A 19,767-nucleotide genomic window follows, 5' to 3' on the forward strand; every position below is an offset into this window, starting at 1 on the left:
ATGCCCACCCGCGTGCCCCCCGACCCGGGAAAACAGCCCCGACAGCGGCTCACCGGTGCGCGTTGCCCGGCGCGAGCAGACTGGTCAGCTCTGAGATCTACTCCGGCGACGGCTTGAAGCAGCGGCGGACGTACTCCGGCTTCTTGTGCCTCGACCTCGCCATCAGCATCAGCAGGGAGGCGCCCTGGTCACCCAGATGCGTCAGGGTGGCGTGGCGGTACTCGTGCAGGTCCCAGCCGGTCCTCCGCCCGCGCACCGCGGTGTGCTCGTACAGCAGGACGCGGGCCTGCCCGTAGGAGAGGCGGGCCAGACCGGTGTCCGGGCACATCGCACGCGCTGACCACCTTCCCCCGGGCCCGGGCGGCGGGGGGTGACGAACACCGGCCCTCGCGTATGGCCGCGCAGCAGCCGGAGCAGGAGCCGGGCGGTGCCGGCGTCCCAGTACACGGTCTCCAGCACGAAGTCCTCCCGGGCCTGCCCTCGGCGGCGGCCCTTGCTCCGGACGCCCTTGGCCTTCACGGGACAGCGGCGCGCGGCCAGCACACCTCACGGGGGCCGGTCTGTCCGACAGGCGCACCCACTGCGAGGCGGAGGAGGTGCCGCTTACCCTCGGGTGGGCGGCCGGATCCGCGTGCAATTGGCCTATGGCTCACCGCTGCCGACGTCCGGAAGCGTCTCAGTCTCACCGACCGGACGTGGTGGCGCGCAGCAGGGGCGGGCTGAGCAGCCATGCTTCTCCGCGGTGGTAGAGAGCGGCCGGGCGCCCGGTGGGAGGAAGCCGATGGTGTCCGGTCGGCTGTACGAACCCTGTGGTGTTGAGTACCTTACGGCGGAAGTTGCTCGGGTCGAGGGTCTGTCCCCAGATCACTTGGTACACCGTCCGCAGCTCTGTGAGCGTGAATGTCTCGCCGCAGAAGGCAGTGGCCACAGCGGTGTACTCGAGCTTTCGGCGGACCTCTTCCAGGGCTTCCGTAAGGATTTCCCGGTGGTCGAAAGCCCGGCCTAGCGTGCCGTCCTCCAGGCTGGCTGCAGGGGCCCAGAAGGCACGTTCGGCTGACTCGCTGGCCGCAGCATCGCTTGCGGCGGCTCTGAACGAACGTCGTTCTGTACCGGCAAACAGCGCAGCAAGCTGCGCGCGTTCACGGAGGCCGACCTCGCCATCATCAGCGCCGAGCGCTTGGCGGTGACATTGATCAGGTACGCGGGGCTGCACCAGCACGAGGCCCAGCCCGCTGGCCGGCGCCGGCGGGCCACCGCGGAGCCCGGCTGCAAGGCAGGATCAGCAGTCTGCAGGCGATGGCCGCCCAGCACTCGCTGGTCGCGGAGCTCGCCCGCGAGGTGGGGCGCTGGGAGCCACCGTGCTCGAGGGCCTCGAACAGCACGGCCCCGCCCAGAACGTGTGGACACCCCCGACCGGAAGCCCTCCCCCGCTCATGGATTGACTTGTACCGATGCCGGCCCGCCTATGGGTGGAGAGGCGAGCGCGCTCCTGACCGTGTCGGTGTGTCTTACTGATCGTTTCAGAATGATCCTGACCGAGTGCTTCAGTTGGCACTTATGCATTCGACTTGGAACCTTGGCTCCTGGCCTTGCGCATGCAGCAGCAGATCCGGTCGAACGTAGGAGTGGGTGGATGAGCGTAGATGTGGAGCGGGAGTGCTGGGCAATGCGACCCGGAGCAGGTGTGGGGCCGTTGCGCTTCGGGATGTCTCCAGCCGAGGTTGCCAAGGCACTGCGTGTCTCTGGACCGCAGGAACGGGTCGGTGGTCCGTATGAGCAGGAGGACTTCCCAGATGGGTTGAAGGCGTTCTACGAGGCGGGCAGGCTCGCCTGCGTCGCGATGGATGCGGTCACCGGTCCGCAAGTCTTCCTGTCAGGCTTCCCGCTGGCAGGGAGCGATCCCGAGCAGGGCCATCAGTTCCTGCTGGACCACGCTGCGGAGCATGGAAACTGGGTGCTTTATACGCCCGACGACTCGGTTTCCCTGACTGATCTCGGGCTTCTTCTGCGTTCGCAGCTGGTCGGGGAAGCTCGCCTCACGCGCCCGCTCTTCGTGAAGGAGGAGTGGCTGGAGTCGCAGTACTTCCGGGACCACCTCCCGCTGGAGGCTGTGCCAGGCTGAGCGCGATATGAGCCGTGGTCTTGCGCTCGACGATCTTGGTCAGCAGGGTGTCCAAGGTGCGTGCTGATCTTGTCCCAGATGACCTGTGGGAGCGGGTGGCCCCACTGCTGCCGCCCGTTCCAGAACGGCGCCGCCGCCACCCCGGGCGACTGCGTGTTCCCGACCGAGTAGCGCTCGCCGACGTCATGTGTGTGCTGCGGACCGGTGTCGCGTGGCGCGATCTCCTCGCAGAAACCGTGGGCTGTTCCGGTGTGACGGCCTGGAGCCGGCTGCGGGACTGGACCGAGGGCGGCGTCTGGCCACGCCTGCACACCGCCCTGCTGGCCGAGCTTCGCCGCGCCGGCCTGCTCGACCTGGACGACTGCTCTGGGGACGGATCGCATGTCCGGGCCCGGGGATCACGTCGGCCCCTCGCCCGTCGACCGTGCCCGCCCCGGCTCCAAGCACCACCTGATCGTCGACCGCCATGGAACCCCCCTCGCCGTCACGCTCACCGGCGGCAACCGGCACGATGTCACCCAGCTCCTGCCGCTGCTCGACGCCGTCCCACCGGTCCGAGCACTGCGGGGACGCCCCCGCCGCAAACCCCGGCGCCTGCATGCCGACCGGGGCTACGACTTCGACAAGTACCGCCGCCTGCTACGGAAACGCGGCATCAAACCCCTGATCGCCCGACGCGGTGTCGCCCACGGCTCCGGACTGGGCAAAGTGCGCTGGGTGGCTGAGCGCCATTCGCCTGGCTGCACCAGTTCAAACGGCTCCGCACTCGCTCGCTACGAACGGCGCGCCGATCTCCACCAGGGCTTGCCCGACCTGGCCTGCAGCCTCATACGCCTCCGCCGCCTCCGGAACTCATTTTGAAATGATCAGTGAGCGCCAGAGTTTGGCGGTACTCGCCAACTGAGGCGCTCACCTCGGTGCTGAGCCGGTTGAGCCAGCGGTGCGGCGCCAGGTCTCCGCGAGATGGATGTTGATGTAGCGGAGGAGGGTCAGCGGGTCCTGGATGTCGTCGACACCGAAGGTGATGCGGCGCAGGAGCGACCGGATCCGAGGTTGAAGTCGGGTGCGCAGGGCGGCAGTTAGGAGATGATCAGCCAGTCCCGGGTTTCGGCGAACTTGCGCAGGCCGGCAGCTTGCGGTTGAACCGTGTGCGTGCGCAAGCCGTTTATGACTGCATGCCCTTGAAGAAGAGGGGCGGTAGGCGGCTGCACCATGGCCGCGCTTCCACGGGCAACGACGGGAAGAAGTACTCATGAAACTGACTTTTAAGACCTCGGTAGTAGGAGCAGTCCTCGCCTGCACCGCCGTACTGGCAGCTCCGGGAACCGCATCGGCTGATGAACCGGTGACCCGCTGCGATGAAGGCCAGATCTGCCTCTACGACGGCCACAACCTCACCGGGAGCAACGTGCAGCTCCAGTACCGGGTGGACATCCCCAACCTCGGCTGGGCGTGGAACGACCGAGCCAGCTCGGTGTGGAACCGTGCCGTGGGGCCCGTCTGCATCTATACCGATGCCGACTACCGCGGCTACCACTACACCATAATGCCGGGTGAGAAGCAGGAACTTCTGTTCCTCTTCGACAACGCAGTGAGCTCCCTTGAGTACGGCGGCTGCGGGGCCCCCTGAGCCGGCTGACCAACCGGTTGCGGCGAGGCATCCGTCGATGGTTTTCGCTGCGGTATTGGTGTTCGCGGAGGGTGTGGCGCAGGACGTGCATCAGGTGGTCGGGGTCGGTGAAGGCGGTGTTGTTCTGGCCCCGGCGTCGGACCAGTGACCAGATACCTTCGACCGGGTTCAGGTCGGGTGCGTAAGACGGTAGCCGGTAGGCGGTGATCCAGTCGCGGGTGCCGATGAAGGCCCGCAGCCGGGCGTCCAAGTGCACGTTGAGACTGTCCCAGACGAGCACGAAGGGGGCGCCGAGTTGCTGGTGGGCCGCGCTCAGCAGGTCGCGGTCGTCGGTCCAGGTGAAGCTGCGCCGGCCACCGCGCTTGTGGTCGACGTGCCGCTTGGGCCGGAAGACCAGGTGTGAGCGTTCGCCCTGCTTGTAACGGGCCAGGGCGGCGATCGAGAACCGGCGCTGGGAGCGACCGACCCTGTACTCGGATCACGGGCCTGTGCCCGCGCCTTGCCCAGGTGCGGGAGGTGGGCGGCGTCATCGAGAAGCCTGCTTCGCCCTCGAAGACGATCCAGCCGCTGAGCGCCGCCCCGGTCCTTTTACCTGAGGCCAGGTCTCCTTCACCCAGTCGGTGACCGCGTCCTCGTCACGCTCGATCGTCCGTCGGGCCGTAACCTGGTGGCTCCACCCGTGACGCCGGAGCGTCCTCGCGATGGCCGAGAGCGTGAGGGTCCCGTGGAACCGGCGCCCGATCAGCGTCTTGATCCTGGCCGCGGTCCAGGTCTGGTCCGGCCAGCCGTGGGCGACCGGCCCCTTGGCCAGCTCCTGCTCCAGAACCACGAACAGGCCTCGTCCAGCTTGGGACGGGCAGCCGATCCCTTGGAGTGCAGGGTCTGTCGGCACCGCCGCATTGTCCTGTTCCTCAGCGAACATCTCGGCCGCCTCCATACGGATGCGTTCGCGAAACGCCCGCCGCTCGACGCTCAGGCCCCCACCTTGCGGATACCTCGTGGTTCCGGCATGCCGCGACAATCGTCACTTGTCAGCCTCGCGACATCACGCCGACCAGCTCAGTAACTGCGCTGCCCCTTGTAATCCGGACCCAGGTTGACCTGCCAGTCCTGCACACTGGTGATCCGATCAAGAAGAAGGTCCAGCGCGGTGTAGAACCTGCTTAGTGGGCCTGCGCCTTGAGCACCAGACGGCGTGCTCCAGGCCTGCCCGGTCGTGTCCGAGCTGGGCGGCGGCGGCCTCGTACACCACGACGCGTAGCTGTCGGTAGTTCAGGGCAGGGAGGCCGGCGTCGAAGGCGAAGGCGCGCAAGCTGAAGGAGCAGGAGGTGGGCCCGCGGTCCTGGGAGAGTTATGCGCGGGTGCTGTGGAAAGCGGCACTGCACCGCTATGCGGAGGTTCGCCGCAGGCTTAGGCGTGGACGGCTGACGCCTTGGTTGGTGCGGGCGCGCGGCGCATGCTAAAGGCAGTGGTCGGGAGTGCTGGAGCGGTCGGAGACTGTGCTGGCCGGCTGGCAGCGCCCGCTGCGCGCTCCGCGACGTCCGTCAGCGGGGCGTTCGATGCGGTGGCCGCCGACGGGACCATGCAGCAGGAAGGGCTGCAACTAACGGCCACGGTACTGCAGGTCTCATAGGCGCAGCCGTTCGACGTGTGGGCGGCCGTCCGGCGAGCGTGGAGCAGCGTCCGGGGCCCAGGGCGGCGAGGCGACTGCGGCGCGTACGGCGGCCATGCGGGCGGTGGAAGCCTGCTTGGGCGGGCTGCGGGTGCGTGACGTGACGGCGCTGCCGAAGCCGGCCCTCGTGACGGGTGCCGGGTTCTCTTCTCCCGCGCAATGGGCTGATACGGAGTTCCAGCACCGGTGGCAGCAGTTACGTGCTGGACTGTTGCGTCCGGCTGAAGGAAGCCCTGAGGGCGGCCACGGGCAACGGCGGCGCCGGGTGGCCGCTGTTGCTGGTGAGCGGCTGGCCGCTGACAGCAAGCGGGATGCGGAACTGGCCTATCTGGCCCGGTTCGAGCAGCACGGGCCCACCGTCCCGTTCGGTGGCCGCCGCGCCGGAGACGGCGTCGAACCCGCCCACGCTGTCGTGCTCGCCGTTCCCCGCTTCGCCGCCCGGCACGCCGCCGACCACACCCGCGACGACCGGCACCGGGTCGTCCTCGGACCGGAACTGGTCGCGGGCACCGCCGAGCCGGACGAGCGGGACGTGCTGGCGCTGCTGCGCGGCGCCTATCCCTATCTTCCGGCGGACGCTGAGGCGATGGGCGGGGTGCCAGGCCCACGGCCATTTCACGACGGCCCGGGCGGTGCGGCGCGCTGCCCAGCTCGGGCGACGGCCCGCCTACAGCGGGCCCAACTCGAGGGAGGTCTCCAACGATCTGGTCGTCGGCAAGTACAGCTGGGTGCCAGACGATGCTCACCCCGGCCCCGCCGCCGCTGAGATGGAGCACCTTCCCGTCCACTGGCTCAAGGACTGGACGCTGTGCCTAGATGGTCACGATTCCAAGGGGTCGGGGAGCGAGCGGAGGGTCTCTCACACCTTGGACTGGAGCCAGTTGCTTCGGGGAAGACTCCGGGCTTCCGATGTGGTTATGGCTGCCCACAGTTGGGCTCGGCGTGGCCCCGAAGAGGCCGTCACCACTTTCGGTGCACGGTTGCCTTACTGCCGGTCACCAAGCTTGCCGGTGGAACGTCATCGGCCACGACCGCGCCAGAGGCAACCACGGCGTCACGGCCAATGCTGACGCCGGGCAGGATCGTGGCACCGGCACCGATCCACACATTCTCCGCCACGTCGATGGGTGCGCCGGTGAGGTATGACCGCCGCTCCTCGGGATCAACCGGGTGGCCGCTGGTGATGAACGTGGCCTTCGGTCCGATCATCACGCGCTCGCCGAGCCGGATACCGGCATAGTCCAAGAACGTGCAGTTCTGGTTGATGAAGACGCGCTCGGCGAGGTCGAGGTTCAGGCCATGGTCCGTATAGAAGGGCGGATAGATCGTGACTCTCGGCGGCAGTGGCTTGCCGAGGATCTGCTCGAACAGTTCCGCCTTGCCCGCTTCGTCTTCGAAAGGCAGGACGTTCAGGCGGGAGGTGAGCTCGGTGACCCGCAGGACCCTCTCGGCCATGGCCTGGAACTCGGCGCTGCGGATGCGCATGAGACGGTCGCTGGACATGCCACGATCCTTCCTGTGTACCGGTGGCGGGACACGACTCACCGGGTGATGAAGGTCAAGGGGTGCTGGTGGAGACGAAAACGGGGGCGTCCACGATCGTTATGTGACGAACAAGCTGGACACCCTTGCGACGGCACTCTATGTGAAGACCGACGACCGGCTGAGAGCGTCTCCGCATCAGCGCCATGGCGTCCGGCCGTCGGGATCGGCCCCGCAGCTCACGGACGCCGAACTCGTCATTCTGGCAATGATGCAGGCCATGCTCGGCTTCACCTCCGAGGCCAGGTGGCTCCGCCACGCCCGCGGTCACCTGCGGCGGGTCACCCGGCTGCTGGCCGCCGATACCTCGGTGGGGAGCGACGACGTGGGGATCGTGGACTCCACCTCGGTGGAATGCAGCCGCTCCCGCGAGACCGTCAAACGCGCCGACCTGGCTGGACGGGCTGAGGACGGGTACTGCGCCAGTCACAGCCGCTTCTTCTGGGGCATGCGGCTGCACTTGGCGTGTACCCTCCAGGGCCTGCCCGTCGTATTCGTCCTGACCGGCGCCAAGGCCGACGAACGAGGTTGAGGCCTCTCACCCCACATCCGGCCACGCCGGCACCGGGTGACCGCCCCCGAATACCGCACCGAGATGAGCACCCGCTTCGCCGTCTGGGACCACATCACCGGAGCCGTCGGCCGGCCTGTCGCGGCCTGAACTCCGGCGCGGAGCCCGACTCTCACCACACCCACGCGCCATCAGGCACTCACACACTCCACAACGTGACAGCGCCCGTCCAAGCCATCCACGCCCTGCTGACCTGCGACTGTTCAGCTCGAAAGAGGCTCAATGACCGCCGTTCACCATGGCGTGCGATACGCGGGCGGCCCGTAGCGCCGCCACCGACACCCCGGCTACCCCTCACGTGAAGTCGGCGGGGCGGATCTGAAGCTTCTCGGCGATACGGGCCAGCGCCTTCTGGTCGGCTGGGCTGAGCCGGTCGAGGACCATGCGGCGTACGGCGCGGAGATGGGTGGGCGCTGCCTGACGCACGACCGCGAATCCCTCTTCGGTGAGCATGGCGAGGATGTAGCGGCCGTTCTCAGGATCGGGTGACCGCTCGACCCAGCCACGCTGTTCGAAGCGTTTCATCACGTTGGACAGCCGCGAGGGCGAGCCACCGGCGAGATACGCGAGCTCTCCCATTCGAAGTTGCCGTTGCGGGGCCTCGGACATGTGGCTGAGCACGAGGTACTCGAACAGTGTGAGGCCGTGCTTCTGGCGCAGCGGCGACTCCAGCTTGCCCGGCAGCAGCATGGCTAGCGAGACCGCGCCAGTCCACGCCTCTTTCTCGTCCTCATCGAGCCATCGGAGTTCTTCACCTTCGCAGTGAGCGCTTCCGCTGTTCGCGGACCTCTCGGCTGCCATGTCCTACCTCACGATCGGGTGACGGGCCGCTGCCGCTGACTTCACGCGTGAAGTTGCGGTAGTGTGACTACACGCATGAATTCAACCATGAAATCAAACTTGGAGAGTGAGTGAGCGCCATGAGTACCGTCACGTTCCACGCCACTCCGGGATACGGCGAAACCATGATTCAGAGCCTCGGCTACAGTCAGGCCGTCCGTGTCGACAACCGCGTCGAGACCTCCGGTCAGGGTGGCTGGGACGACGACTTCAACATCCCTGACAGCCTTGAGGAGGAGATCGTCCAGGCCTTCGACAACGTCGAGCGGACACTCGCCACATGCGGTGCCACCTGGAAGGACGTCATCCACGTCAACTCGTACCACAAGGTGCCCCAGGGCGAGGACGTCATCGGGCAGGACCACAATCGTGTGATGGCCGAGCAGTTCCGCAGACGCCTCGATGGACGTGCCCCGGTGTGGACCCAGACAGGCGTGACCGTTCTGGGACTTGCTGCCATGAGGATCGAGGTCCGCGTCACCGCCGTCATCAACGACGAGCGATAATCAAAGGCGCCAGGGCCTCCCGCGGCACAGGGTGCGCGCCCCGCCTTGTGCCCGTCGACGTACCGCACTCGACGGCGGTCTGCTGGTCAGCAGACCGCCGTCGAGTGCGGCATCCCCACCAGGACTCGGATGACGTCTGAAGCCGAGGGCAGGCGGCGCTGTGCCGGGCGCACGCGCACGCCGGTCACGGCGTGCCCGGCACCAGTCCGACTCGGTAGGCGAGGACGACGGCCTGGACGCGGTCGCGCAGGCCGAGTTTCGCCAGGATCCGCGACACGTAGGTCTTGACGGTCTCGGGCGTGATGGACATCGCCGCGGCGATCTCCGCGTTCGACAGCCCTTCGGCGATCAGCTGGAGCACTTCCAGCTCGCGGGGGGTCAGCGCACGCACGACGTCCTGCCTGGCCGACCGGGAGGTGTCGGCCGGTCGCAGATGCTGGGCGAAGTGACCGATGAGGTGGCGGGTGACGGCGGGTGCCAGCAGGGCCTCGCCCCGGGCGACGGTCCGGATACCGTTGACCAGCTCCGCCGGAGGCGCGTCCTTGAGGAGGAACCCGCTCGCTCCGGCGCGCAACGCGTCATAGACGTAGGCGTCGACGTTGAACGTGGTGACGACCAGTACCTTCGGCGAGTCCTCGGTATCGGGACCGGCCAGTTGCCGCGTCGCCTGGATGCCGTCGAGCAGGGGCATCCGGATGTCCATCACGACCACGTCGGGGCGCAGCCGCTGCGCGATCTGGACCGCTTCGTGGCCGTTCTCGGCCTCCCCGACAACCTGCATGTCGGGCTGCGCGGAGAAGATGGTGACGTAGCCGGCCCGCACCAGCGCCTGGTCGTCGCAGACGAGCACGCGGATCGGTGGCGGCGCATCGCTCACGGGATCACTCCTGAAGGGGCTTGGACGGAATCGTGGCGCGGACCTCGAACCCGCCCTCGGGCCGGGGACCGGACTCCAGTTCACCATCGAGCATCCGCACCCGTGCACGCAGCCCAGCCAGCCCTCGTCCGCCCGCAAGGCCCGGCTTCCGCGCGACCGGTGCGGCGGCGAGTCCGTCGGTGGTCACCACGATCTCGATGTGCTCGTCGCCGTGCCGGAGCAGGATGCGTGTCGGCTTCCCGGCCGCGTACTTGATGGCGTTGGTGAGCGCCTCCTGCACCACCCGGTACGCGGCCAGCTCCACGTCCACGCTCTGCGGCCGCCGCTCACCCTGCTCGCTGAACTCGACCGGCTGCCCCGACCTGCGGGTCTGCTCCACCAGGTCCCCCACGCGTCCCAGGGCGGGCGCCCGGTCCGCACGCCCCGGGTCCGCGGACGCCGACTCGCCGGTCGCCTCCAGGACGCCGAGCAGGTACCGCAGTTCCCTCAGCGCCCGGCGGCCGGTGTCGCTGACGGCCGTCAGTCCCTCGCCGGCGCGTTCCGGTGCGGACGTGAGCAGGAACTGCGCCGCATCGGCTTGGACCACCATGGCTGTCACGTGGTGGGTGACCACGTCGTGCAGCTCGCGGGCGATCCGCGCCCGCTCGGCGGCCGTGGCCACCTCGGCAGCCAGCCGCCGCCGCTCCGCCTCTTCCGTCCGCCGCGTGCGCACCACACCCCCCGCCAGCCAGAACGCGGCCAGAGCCAGCCAGAACGCGACGTAGTCCGGTAGTGAATTCGGGGAGCCGAGACGGTTCAGGACGACGGCCAGCACGGCGTAACCCGCACTCGCCACGACGACCAGGCCGTGGCGGAAGCGGACCTGGTGGGCCCCGGCGGAGTACAGGGCCAGATACAACCCCATGCTCGCAAACGTTGTCGCGAAGCCCAGCGCCTGGTACACGGTGAACGCGCCCGCGATGACGGCCAGACAGGCCGCGGGCCACCTGCGGCGGACCGCCAGCGGCACGGTCTGGGCCAAGACCAGCCCGACGCCCAGCACGTTCGCCGGCCGCTCGGGCAGATCACCGATCTGCGCACCGATCTTGGACAGAGTCGGCACGAAGGCCAGCAGGGTGAGCGCCAGAGCGAGGACGCCGTCCTTGAGGAGAGCATCCCGCTCCTGCCACCGGTCGAGCGACGCCCGGAGCAGCGGGATGCTCCGGATCACCTGACGGGACATCATTTCAGTTTCCTCCAGCAGGCCCGTCTCAACGGGACGCGCGTCGAGGGGCCTTGATGCCACCGTTCCTGTGGGCGCGGACGAGCATCGAGACGGCGATGGCCACGCCCATGAGGACGGGCATGATCGATGCCTCCAGACCGAAGCTGCCACCGGTCAGAAGGGCGGAGCCATGGACGTCAACAGTGAACAGGCCCTCGGGGGCGTGTCCGGAGACCGGGATGCCGAGCAGCTGCTCCGTAGTGTTCCAGGCGAAGTGCAGTCCCACGACGAACCAGATGGTACGCCGCCACAAGAACGCGGCTCCAAGCAGGACGCCCGCCTCCAGAGCGATCGCCACCCCGCTCCATGCGTTCGCTCCCGGAGCGCCCAGGTGGGCGACACCGAAGAACAGCGAAGTGATCACGATAGCGGCCCGGCTACCCCACAGCTGCTCAAGAGCCTGCAGAGCAAGACCGCGGAACAGCAACTCCTCGGTCACCGCAGCGCCGATCTGCACCACGACCGCGGTACGGACGACCGACAGGAAACCGTCGCCCGCCCAGGAGAAGGAGTAGCCTCCGAACGCCGTGATCAGCAGGGCGGAGACGAGAATGAAGCCCAGGCCGATCCCGCCGCCCAGCAGCGCCTCCCGGGCGGCCCCGGACCGGGCGATCTCCGGCGTGGGGCGTTGTGCGACACGGCGCATGACCAACCAGTACACGGCCACCGCGGCAACCGCGCCCAGCACCGGCACCGGTCCGGGCCCGGTCGCCGTCAGAGCCGACACCAGGCCGACGCCGACCATTCCCGCCAGCATCCAGCCGAGCGGAGACCGCGCGATCCGACCGAAGCGGCCGCCGCCCCCGTATCGGTCCTCGCCCGGGCCGGTGCCCGCGCTGTTTCGTATGGCGGACGTCGTGCCCATGGTGGCCTCCCCGGTAGTGGGTCACCCCTGCGGTGACCTGACGACCACACTAGGAATTCTCGGATGTGCGCGAATCACCCGTGCATGGACAGCTCCTGTAGCTCTCATGGGGGATGCACCACCCGCCCGCGCCCGTCAGGCATTACCCCACCCGGCAGCGTGAACGCTCGGTGAAAGGCTTCCGCGGCGCCGGCGGGGCCCAGCGGTTCCTGTCGGCGTTCAGCAGCGTCCCACCCCACTTCCCGCCCTGCCGCCACCTGATGACCGCCACCGGATACCGCACCGAGATGGCCATGCGCTTCGCGAGCCGGGACCAGGCCACCGGCGCCGCCGGCCGGCTCGTCGGAGCCTGAGCACGGAGCCGGACCCGGCTCCCCCAACGCACCACCGAAGGCCCACGCAACCACAACGTGACAGCGCCCGACAGGCCCTTAGAGTCCTCCCATGACACAACCGACTCCCCCCGGTGCGCCCACCGACGGCACACAGGGCGGCAACACAGCAGTGCGAACAAGGCAGTTGAAGGTGTGTCCGGAGACCGCGAGTCCCGCCGAGGCGGGTGAGGCGGTCAGGGAGCTCATGCTGCTGGCGGCGTCCGACGGCGACGCGGCGTTGAAGCCGGCCGTGCGGTACAGCTGCATGTCCGACTGCTCCACCGAGGAACTGCTCCGGTTGTGGGCGATCGCCGACGGAGATCCGTTCGGCTTCTGCGAGGAATTGGATGCCCCTGCGTACCGCGCGCGCAAGGCCGTCAGGAAACTGGTTTCCCTGTCCGCGCCGGGTGATGGTGGGCACGCCCTGAAACTGGCCGCCCGGTTCACCCCTCTGGACCCGTACGCGTCCAAGTTCCTCATCCGTCTGTGGAGGACGGACCGTGATCCGGACAGTTTCGCCGAGCACCTGCTGGCTCCGGCGTTCCGTCAGGAGGCCAGAACGGAGCTGCGGCTGCCGTACGCCTCTTCCCTGCACGGTTTGCGGCATCTCACGATGCTCGAGAAGCTGCACTTCTACCAATGTGACGAGCTCACCGACCTCACTGAGGTCGGTGAGCTCACCGGTCTCACGGACCTTGATCTTGGTGGCTGCACGAGCGTGGAGGACCTCACTCCGATCGGCCGTCTTTCCCGGCTCACCCGCCTCGATCTGAGCCGGTGCGGCGCCGTCGAGGATTTCGACCCCTTGCTGAACCTCACCAATCTGCGTCAACTGAAGCTGAGTTGGACCAACTTACGTTCCCTCCGTGTGTTCGGCGGGGCGCTCGGCGCTCTGGAATCCCTGGATCTCCGATCCTGCGGGTCTCTCACGGACCTGGACGGACTCGCCGGGCTGCCGAATCTCGCGCACCTGAGGCTGAGCGGCGACCACCTCCGCGACCTGTCGCCCTTCGCGGCACTCCCTCGGCTCCGGTCCCTCGAACTCGACGAATGCAACGAGCTGACGACGCTCGAAGGGCTGGACGGCCACCCCCGGCTGGCGAAGCTCGGCATCCACGGCAGCCCGGTACTGCGCACCACAGAAGGACTGGGCGTCCTGCCGGAGTTGCGGGAGCTGACCTTCACCAGTTGCTCCGCGCTGACCGACCTCAAGGGTCTCGGCCGTCTGCCCGCGCTGCGCACGCTGATGATCAACGGCTCCGCCATCCGCGGCCTCGATGACCTGTCCGGATCTCCGCTGACCACACTGACCCTGCTGTACATGGAGGACCTGGAATCGTTCAGAGCCCTCCGGGACTGCTCCGACTTGCGCGAACTGACCCTTCGGTCCCTGAAGGACTCTCCCTCGGTCGAGGGCATACCGGTGGAACGGCTCAGTTCGCTCACCGTGGCCGGCCCGTACTGGACCGCGTTGAAGGACATCACCCTGTTCTCCGCTTCACGCCGCCTGGCAGAACTCGATCTGCGCCACTGCCGGTCCCTGACGGACCTCCGGCCCCTGCTCGACATGCCGGCGCTGGCACACGTCCACCTGGCCGAACGGAACGCGACCCTGCCGTCGGGTACCCCCGGTCCCGTGGTCACCGAACTCAGGGCACGCGGCGTGACCGTCACGCTGCACCACTGACCGTCCACGATCCACCCCTCGCCCGGCGTGATCCCCGGTCGAACCGACCTGGTCGCAAGGAGACTTCCGATGCCCCCTGAAATGCTGGACATACTGAGTGAGTTCCGCGAGAGGGCCCTCGCGGAGGGCATCCCCCCGGACGACATCGCACGGTGGACGGACCTCGCCCGCCCCTGTGCCTTCCTCGGCACCAGGGGGGACGGGCCGGTGGTGGGGCGACTCGGCGGACCCCTCATGCTCCCCGCGGACGCCCCCGACCCGTGGTGCAAGCTCGCCGCCACCCTCGACCTCGCCGCGCTGCCCGCAGGAGCGACCGACCTCGACCTGCCCGCCGACGGCCACCTGCTGCTGTTCGCCGACCCCGACCCCGACCGGATCGGGGTCAAAAACCTGGGGAGTGCGCTCCACATTCCCGCCGGCACACCCATCGAGGAACGCCCCGTGGACCTCGACCCGGAATGGCAGAACCACCCGTACGAAACGGATCTCCCGGAAGGGTTGCTCCGCCTGAGTACCGATGTCTCCCTGCCGTACTACACCTCGGTCCACGATCTTGGGCAGCCTTTGCACTGCGTGGACCACCCGGAACATCCCCACGCGAACGAACTGATCGAGGTGTGGACGGAGATGCCGGGCGAGGGCATCGGCCGCGGACTGCAGCTGGGTGGATACGCGGAGGACGAGGACTGGGCGGAGGACCCCAGCGTGGCGGCCGGACGGGAAGCGGCACGAGCGGTGGCCCGAGGCGAACTGCCCGCGCCCGACACGGACATACGTCCCGAGGACTGGGTGTGTCTCGCCCAGTGGGTGCATGGGCTCGACGGTTTGGAGATGGCCCTCTACTCCTGGTCGATCTCCCGGCAGGACCTGGCGGCACGGCGCTTCGACCGGGTCTACGCCACCATGACCTGGAACCCGTGACACCCGCGGGACGCTGACCCGAGAGGTCACCGCCGCCAAGGCGGGATTCGTCGGACGAGCGGCACGGAAACCTCTCGTCGGAGCCCGGTGCGGGAGCAGCCGTCGGGGGTTGACCGGCCATTTCGGAATGAGCTCGATGGAGGGCTTGGTCGTGGGCGGGGTCGGCGGCAGACATCTGCGGATGTCGGATGATCTCGTGCCTGCTGATCTGTGGGACCGCATGACCCCGATGCTCCCTCCTCGCCCGCCGCGCCGTCGCCGGTATCCGGGGCAGCTGCCGGTGGACGGCTGGCCGCCCTGCGGGGAATTGTCGGTCACGGATCGCGGAGGGCAGGTCCTTCACGCCGGCGTCCGAGGCACGCCGCACCCAGGGCTGTCCGCCGCAGTCGGTCTCGGGACAGATGCATCCGCAGCCAGACTGGCAGTCGATGCCGGCGCGTACTGTGCCGGGCTCACCGGCGGCCGGGGCAGGAGCGGTCATGGGGAGCAGGGCCAGGGCGGAGACCGCCGCGGAGCACATCAGGGTTCTGAACACGCTCCGGACCGGGTTCCGCAGAGCCGTCTCCACTGGGGGTCCTGCTGGTATGCGCGGTTCAACGGCTTCTCCCTGCGGCTCGGCTTCGACAACCGCGGCGTCATCGCCGACAACGACCCGGTCGAGCAGGAGGAAGCGCTGAAGCTCAACGCTCTGCTCACGCACGCAGTGATCTCCCACAACGCCCTGGACATCGCGGAGGTCGTCCGACAACTGCTGGAAGAGGGCTGGGAGATCGATCCGGAGGACCTGGCCCACATCTACGCCTCCCCCATTCTCCCCCACTGGATCTCCGCGACCGCGTCCAGGCGGTGATCCTGGCCTATCGAGCGGGGTCGGTCGGGGGACGGCAACCGAGCCTGACGGGCCTGTGGTGCCGTGCGGCGCGGCAAGCCGGCAGCATCGGCCCGTTCCCGCCCACAGCTCATCCGTTACGCCCCACGGCGGCCGCTCCGTTCTCAACATTGGCACAGGATCCCCCGAGCGAGCTACTCGTTTCGTCCTCCCCTGGGTGACGCACGCCACCGATGGTCTCTTGTTGACTCGAATCGTCAACACAACGGCCTGACAAGGCCGACCAGCCCTGTAGCCAAGGACAACACCATGACCACGACAGGCACTTCCGCGCAGCGCGGTTTCCCCAAAGGTCGCCGAATCGCCGCATCCCTGCTGGTTTCCACGCTGGCGGGAACCGCACTGGTCGCATGCGGTGCCGGCGCGAAGGGCGCGCAACCGGCCGAGGTTTCCGGCAAGAACGTCGGCGACGCCACGATCACCTGGGGCAAGTGCCCGGCCCCGGCCGAGGGACAAACCCGTGACCCCCACCTGACCTGTGGAACGTTGAAGGTGCCACTCGACTACAAGAACCCGGGTGGCACGAAGATCGACGTGGCGGTCTCCCGGCTGTCCACCGCACAGCCCGGGAAGCGACACGGCGTACTGCTGCTGAACCCCGGCGGGCCGGCCCTGGGCGGTCTCGACATGCCCGAAACCATGGCGTCCGCACTGCCGAAGTCCGTGCTGGACCGCTACGACCTGATCGGTTTCGACCCGCGCGGCGTCGAACACAGCACCCCACAGAGTTGCGGTCTGGAGGACCCCAGCGTGTCCGGGCGCTTCCCCTACCCTGCCGCGGACGGCTCGATCACCAAGAACGTGGTCCTCGCCAAAGCCGACGCCAAGCAGTGCGCCGACACGGTGGGCAAGAACCTGCGGTACTACAACACCGCCAACACCGCCCGCGACATGGACCGCATCCGCCAGGCGCTCGGTGAGAAGAAGATCTCCTACTGGGGCCAGTCCTACGGCACCTACCTCGGCGCCGTCTACCGCTCCCTCTTCCAGGGCCGCACCGACCGGATGATCCTGGAAGGAAACGTCGACCCCACCAAGGTATGGGCCAACCAGGTGGCGGACACCTGGGGCAGGGGCACGGCAGACCGGTTCCCCGACGTCGCCCGCGTCGCCGCGGCGCAGGCCGGCACCCTCAAGCTGGGCGCGAACGTCGCGCAGGTGACCCGCACCTACCTCGCCCTCGCCGACCGGCTCGATCGCACGCCCGCAGCGATTCCCGGCACATCGGTGCCACTGGACGGGGCGCTGCTGCGGAACATGACTTACGCCCTGCTCCTGCACAACGACACCCTCCCCTTGCTCGTCAAGTTCTGGAAGGCCGCCGACGACCTGACCCACGGCAAGGCCACGGCCGCCGACACCGCGGTTCTCAAGGAGGTGTTCACCGACACACCGACGTCCCCGGGCATCCCCGCAGACAACCAGGCCACCATGTTCATGGCTCTCACCTGCGGCGACGCCGAATGGCCGCACGACGTCGACGGCTACGCCGCCCGCACCACCGCCGACCGCGAGAGGTGGCCGCTCACCGCGGGCATGCCCGCCAACATCTGGGCATGCGCCTACTGGGACAAGCCGGCTGAGGCGACCGTCAAGGTCGCATGGGGCGGCCCCCGCAACACCCTGATCCTGCAGAACCGCCGGGACAACGCCACCCCGTGGGAGAGCGGCGTCGGGCTGCGCAAGTCCCTCGGCGGCGGCTCTGCCTTCGTCGGCGTCGACAACGGCGGGCACTACGTCTATGGCGAAGGCTCCGCCTGCGCCGACAGGGCCACCGTCGGCTTCCTGACCACCGGCCACCTGCCGGACAAGGACGTCTACTGCACCGACGTCACCCAGGAGTAACCATCAGGAACGCGGTGCCTGCCTGTCCGGCCCGCTGTCCGGTCGGAGTCACCTCTATGGGGCCGACGGAAGTCGTCCCAGCCATCACGACAATGACCGAAAACCGCCGCACCAATATGCGACACGGCCCCGAGCTTGACTCTGTCGGGGACGTTGGAGACGTCGGGGACAGCTGCCCAGGCTTCGCCACGACCTCGGCCGGGGAATCTCGCGCCGGTCGAGTAGTTCCGGGAGACGGTTGGCCGGCGGGGCACGAGAGCTTCGTCGGTGGGTGGAAGTCCGCTGAGGCGTTCGATGTGGACGGCGATGACCGTCAGAACGCGCTGGACTGGCGCGCTACGTACTGCGCTTCCCGCCGACGGTGGAGATGGCCCGCGAAGAAGTCGTCTTGAATGAGCAGGCCCGCACGCCGAACGGCTTCCAGCGGCTGTTGAACAGCAGCGTCTGGGACGCGGACGCCCTGCGCGACGATGTCCGTGCTTAGTCGGTGAGTCCCTTGGCCCCGTGGCGTGTTGATCACCGACAACACCGGGTTCATCAAAAAGGGCACCACGTCGGCCAGGGTGGGCCCGCCGTACACCGGCACCTCGGGAATGATCGACGACTGTCAGATCGGCGTGTTCGCCGCCTACGCCACCGACTCGGACCGGGCCCTGGCCGACCGGGACCTCTACCTGCCAAAGCCGGGACCTGCGACCGCGACCGCTGCCGGGCGGCGAAGATCCCCGACGAGCGGGGCTTTGCCACGAAGGGCGAGCTGGCCCGGGACATCGCCCGCCGCTGCCTCGCGGCGGGAGGCCCGCCGCCTGGGTCACCGCGGACGAGGCCTACGGGCAGGACTGGCACTTCCGCCGTCTGCTCGAGCAGAACTCGCCTACTACCTCGCCTACACTCCCGTCGGCGTCGAGATCGCCGAGCCGACCCGGGTGGCCGGCTCCCAGTGGGCGATCGAGGAGTGCTTACAGGCGGCGAAGAACGAGTGCTCGGAGGGCCCTTGCGGAGATCAGCGCCTGGATGCAGCGGCATCGGAGCTCATGCGCACAGCCTTCGAGCAGTACGCCTTGTCGCGGGTCGGCGGCCGTGCGCGCCCCTGAGGTGCGATGTCCTCCGGGGCGCGCGGCAGGGGTTCGGGTTCAGGCGTTGTAGCCGCCGTGGGCGTCCAGCACCGCGCCGGTGACGTACGACGCGGCGGGGCTCGCCAGAAAGGCGATCGCCGCGGCGATTTCGTCGGGGTGCCCCATGCGTTGCAGGGACAGCGAGCTGACCAGGACCTTGAGGGTCTCGGGGTCCGGCGGTTCCATGCCGCCCTCCATCAGCCCGGCCTCCACGACGTTGGCCGTGATGTTCCGGGGCCCGAGGTCGCGTGCGACGCCCATGGTGTACCGCTCGATCCCGGATTTGGTCGCCGCGTAGTCGGCAAGGCCGGGGGCGCCGACCCGGGAGCCCAGTCCGGAGCTTACCGTGATGATGCGGCCGCCCGTGCGCAGCACTCGGGAGGCGGCCCGGGTGACGGCTATCACGCCGAGGTAGTTGGTGGCGTGCATCCGGTCCAGTGCGGCGGTGTCGGCGTCCGGGTCGTCCACCGTGCCGGCTACGGAGATCGCCGCGTTGTTGACGAGGATGTCCAGGCCGCCGAAGTGCGCGACCACGTCGTCGATCAGCGCCGGTGCCCGGCTCGTGTCTGCCTGGTCGGACTGGAGGGCAACGGCCTTGGCTCCCTTGCCGTGCACCTCGTCGACGACGGCCTGCGCCTGCTCCTTTGAGCTGACGTAGGTGAAGGCGACGTCGGCGCCCTGCTCGGCGAGGAGTCGTACGGTCGCGGCTCCCAGTCCGCGCGACCCCCCGGTGACCAGGGCGACCTTGCCCGTGAGTGGCTTGCTCATTCTTCCCACCTCGTTGATTGACCCTTCCCCCGACAGTCGCAACGTTAATTGTTACGACCAGCTGTTGCAACCTTTCCTGTTACGACTTCGCTGTCGTAACATGAAGCGTTGCGGCCGGATGGAGGGGTTCATGAGCGCCAACAGCAGGTTGACCATCGCTGCCCACGCGCTGGCCTGGATCGGTCTCTATCAGCGCCAGGGTCATGAGGTCGCCACCTCCGAGCAGATCGCGACCAGCGCGAACACCAACCCCGTGGTGATCAGGCGGCTGCTCGGCGA

Annotated in this window: 15 protein-coding genes and 8 pseudogenes; 13 read left to right on the top strand and 10 right to left on the bottom strand. The window is 68.3% G+C overall.

Features of this window, described 5'->3' with window-relative positions; all coding sequences use genetic code 11:
* Nucleotides 1–97: 97 nt before the first annotated feature.
* Together IE172_RS24830 and IE172_RS35275 are read right to left on the bottom strand one after the other, a co-directional pair.
* Nucleotides 98–540, bottom strand: a pseudogene (locus tag IE172_RS24830) (site-specific integrase); the annotation flags it as partial.
* Nucleotides 541–682: 142 nt separating this feature from the next.
* Entirely contained in the window at nucleotides 683–1,219 is a 537-nt protein-coding gene (locus IE172_RS35275) for an NrtR DNA-binding winged helix domain-containing protein (RefSeq protein ID WP_306432807.1), read from the bottom strand.
* 414 nt (nucleotides 1,220–1,633) lie between these two features.
* On the opposite strand from IE172_RS35275, the gene IE172_RS24840 reads away from it, so the two are divergent.
* The 3 genes and pseudogenes from IE172_RS24840 to IE172_RS24850 all read left to right on the top strand — a co-directional run bounded on the left by IE172_RS24840 (nucleotide 1,634) and on the right by IE172_RS24850 (nucleotide 3,752).
* On the top strand, nucleotides 1,634–2,122 hold the full coding sequence (locus tag IE172_RS24840) for a hypothetical protein (RefSeq protein WP_190099531.1): 489 nt from the start codon (nucleotides 1,634–1,636) through the stop codon (nucleotides 2,120–2,122).
* 56 nt (nucleotides 2,123–2,178) lie between these two features.
* Nucleotides 2,179–2,983, top strand: a pseudogene (locus tag IE172_RS24845) (IS5 family transposase).
* 391 nt (nucleotides 2,984–3,374) lie between these two features.
* The gene (locus IE172_RS24850; protein ID WP_190099532.1) at nucleotides 3,375–3,752 is read left to right on the top strand and encodes a peptidase inhibitor family I36 protein; all 378 of its coding nucleotides are present in this window, start codon (nucleotides 3,375–3,377) and stop codon (nucleotides 3,750–3,752) included.
* Between the two features lie 12 nt (nucleotides 3,753–3,764).
* Here the strand turns inward: IE172_RS24850 and IE172_RS35480 are convergent.
* The 3 genes and pseudogenes from IE172_RS35480 to IE172_RS24870 form a co-directional block, all read right to left on the bottom strand.
* Nucleotides 3,765–4,773: pseudogene (locus IE172_RS35480) on the bottom strand (IS630 family transposase); the annotation flags it as partial.
* A gap of 847 nt (nucleotides 4,774–5,620) precedes the next feature.
* Nucleotides 5,621–6,043, bottom strand: a complete 423-nt coding sequence (locus IE172_RS24865; protein ID WP_190099534.1) for a hypothetical protein — start codon at nucleotides 6,041–6,043, stop codon at nucleotides 5,621–5,623.
* 341 nt (nucleotides 6,044–6,384) lie between these two features.
* Nucleotides 6,385–6,927, bottom strand: a complete 543-nt coding sequence (locus tag IE172_RS24870) for a DapH/DapD/GlmU-related protein (protein WP_190099535.1) — start codon at nucleotides 6,925–6,927, stop codon at nucleotides 6,385–6,387.
* A gap of 103 nt (nucleotides 6,928–7,030) precedes the next feature.
* Between IE172_RS24870 and IE172_RS24875 the strand changes: the two are divergent.
* A pseudogene (locus IE172_RS24875) lies at nucleotides 7,031–7,492 on the top strand (transposase family protein); the annotation flags it as partial.
* A 6-nt stretch (nucleotides 7,493–7,498) separates the two neighbouring features.
* Nucleotides 7,499–7,627: pseudogene (locus IE172_RS24880) on the top strand (IS6 family transposase); the annotation flags it as partial.
* A 204-nt stretch (nucleotides 7,628–7,831) separates the two neighbouring features.
* Here the strand turns inward: IE172_RS24880 and IE172_RS24885 are convergent.
* Nucleotides 7,832–8,338, bottom strand: coding sequence for a MarR family winged helix-turn-helix transcriptional regulator (locus IE172_RS24885; RefSeq protein ID WP_190099536.1), 507 nt, complete (start codon nucleotides 8,336–8,338; stop codon nucleotides 7,832–7,834).
* A 119-nt stretch (nucleotides 8,339–8,457) separates the two neighbouring features.
* On the opposite strand from IE172_RS24885, the gene IE172_RS24890 reads away from it, so the two are divergent.
* On the top strand, nucleotides 8,458–8,883 hold the full coding sequence (locus IE172_RS24890; protein ID WP_190099537.1) for a Rid family hydrolase: 426 nt from the start codon (nucleotides 8,458–8,460) through the stop codon (nucleotides 8,881–8,883).
* 184 nt (nucleotides 8,884–9,067) lie between these two features.
* Here the strand turns inward: IE172_RS24890 and IE172_RS24895 are convergent, their stop codons facing one another.
* The 3 genes from IE172_RS24895 to IE172_RS24905 are packed head-to-tail and all read right to left on the bottom strand — an operon-like array spanning nucleotide 9,068 to nucleotide 11,889.
* A complete protein-coding gene (locus IE172_RS24895) occupies nucleotides 9,068–9,760 on the bottom strand; it encodes a response regulator (RefSeq protein WP_190099538.1) in 693 nt (230 codons plus the stop codon).
* A 4-nt stretch (nucleotides 9,761–9,764) separates the two neighbouring features.
* Nucleotides 9,765–10,982 carry a sensor histidine kinase gene (locus IE172_RS24900; RefSeq protein ID WP_190099679.1) on the bottom strand — a complete coding sequence of 406 codons (1,218 nt, stop codon included), beginning with the start codon at nucleotides 10,980–10,982 and terminating at the stop codon, nucleotides 9,765–9,767.
* Nucleotides 10,983–11,010: 28 nt separating this feature from the next.
* Nucleotides 11,011–11,889, bottom strand: a complete 879-nt coding sequence (locus IE172_RS24905; RefSeq protein WP_190099539.1) for a CPBP family intramembrane glutamic endopeptidase — start codon at nucleotides 11,887–11,889, stop codon at nucleotides 11,011–11,013.
* 140 nt (nucleotides 11,890–12,029) lie between these two features.
* On the opposite strand from IE172_RS24905, the pseudogene IE172_RS24910 reads away from it, so the two are divergent.
* The 6 genes and pseudogenes from IE172_RS24910 to IE172_RS24935 all read left to right on the top strand — a co-directional run.
* Nucleotides 12,030–12,242, top strand: a pseudogene (locus tag IE172_RS24910) (IS6 family transposase); the annotation flags it as partial.
* 226 nt (nucleotides 12,243–12,468) lie between these two features.
* Nucleotides 12,469–13,950, top strand: a complete 1,482-nt coding sequence (locus tag IE172_RS24915; protein ID WP_190099680.1) for a leucine-rich repeat domain-containing protein — start codon at nucleotides 12,469–12,471, stop codon at nucleotides 13,948–13,950.
* 69 nt (nucleotides 13,951–14,019) lie between these two features.
* On the top strand, nucleotides 14,020–14,871 hold the full coding sequence (locus IE172_RS24920) for a YwqG family protein (protein ID WP_229886349.1): 852 nt from the start codon (nucleotides 14,020–14,022) through the stop codon (nucleotides 14,869–14,871).
* A gap of 127 nt (nucleotides 14,872–14,998) precedes the next feature.
* Complete coding sequence (locus IE172_RS24925; protein WP_190099540.1) at nucleotides 14,999–15,721, top strand: Tn3 family transposase; 723 nt, start codon at nucleotides 14,999–15,001, stop codon at nucleotides 15,719–15,721.
* 288 nt (nucleotides 15,722–16,009) lie between these two features.
* Complete coding sequence (locus tag IE172_RS24930; protein WP_190099541.1) at nucleotides 16,010–17,605, top strand: alpha/beta fold hydrolase; 1,596 nt, start codon at nucleotides 16,010–16,012, stop codon at nucleotides 17,603–17,605.
* Nucleotides 17,606–18,014: 409 nt separating this feature from the next.
* Nucleotides 18,015–18,585, top strand: a pseudogene (locus tag IE172_RS24935) (IS701 family transposase); the annotation flags it as partial.
* Nucleotides 18,586–18,738: 153 nt separating this feature from the next.
* On the opposite strand, the gene IE172_RS24940 reads toward IE172_RS24935, so the two are convergent.
* The gene (locus tag IE172_RS24940; RefSeq protein WP_190099542.1) at nucleotides 18,739–19,488 is read right to left on the bottom strand and encodes an SDR family NAD(P)-dependent oxidoreductase; all 750 of its coding nucleotides are present in this window, start codon (nucleotides 19,486–19,488) and stop codon (nucleotides 18,739–18,741) included.
* A gap of 130 nt (nucleotides 19,489–19,618) precedes the next feature.
* Here IE172_RS24940 and IE172_RS34760 point away from each other — a divergent pair.
* Nucleotides 19,619–19,767 (top strand): annotated as a pseudogene (locus tag IE172_RS34760) (Rrf2 family transcriptional regulator); the annotation flags it as partial.

The sequence above is a fragment of the Streptomyces griseoflavus genome, assembly GCF_014649995.1.
Lineage (GTDB): Bacteria > Actinomycetota > Actinomycetes > Streptomycetales > Streptomycetaceae > Streptomyces > Streptomyces griseoflavus.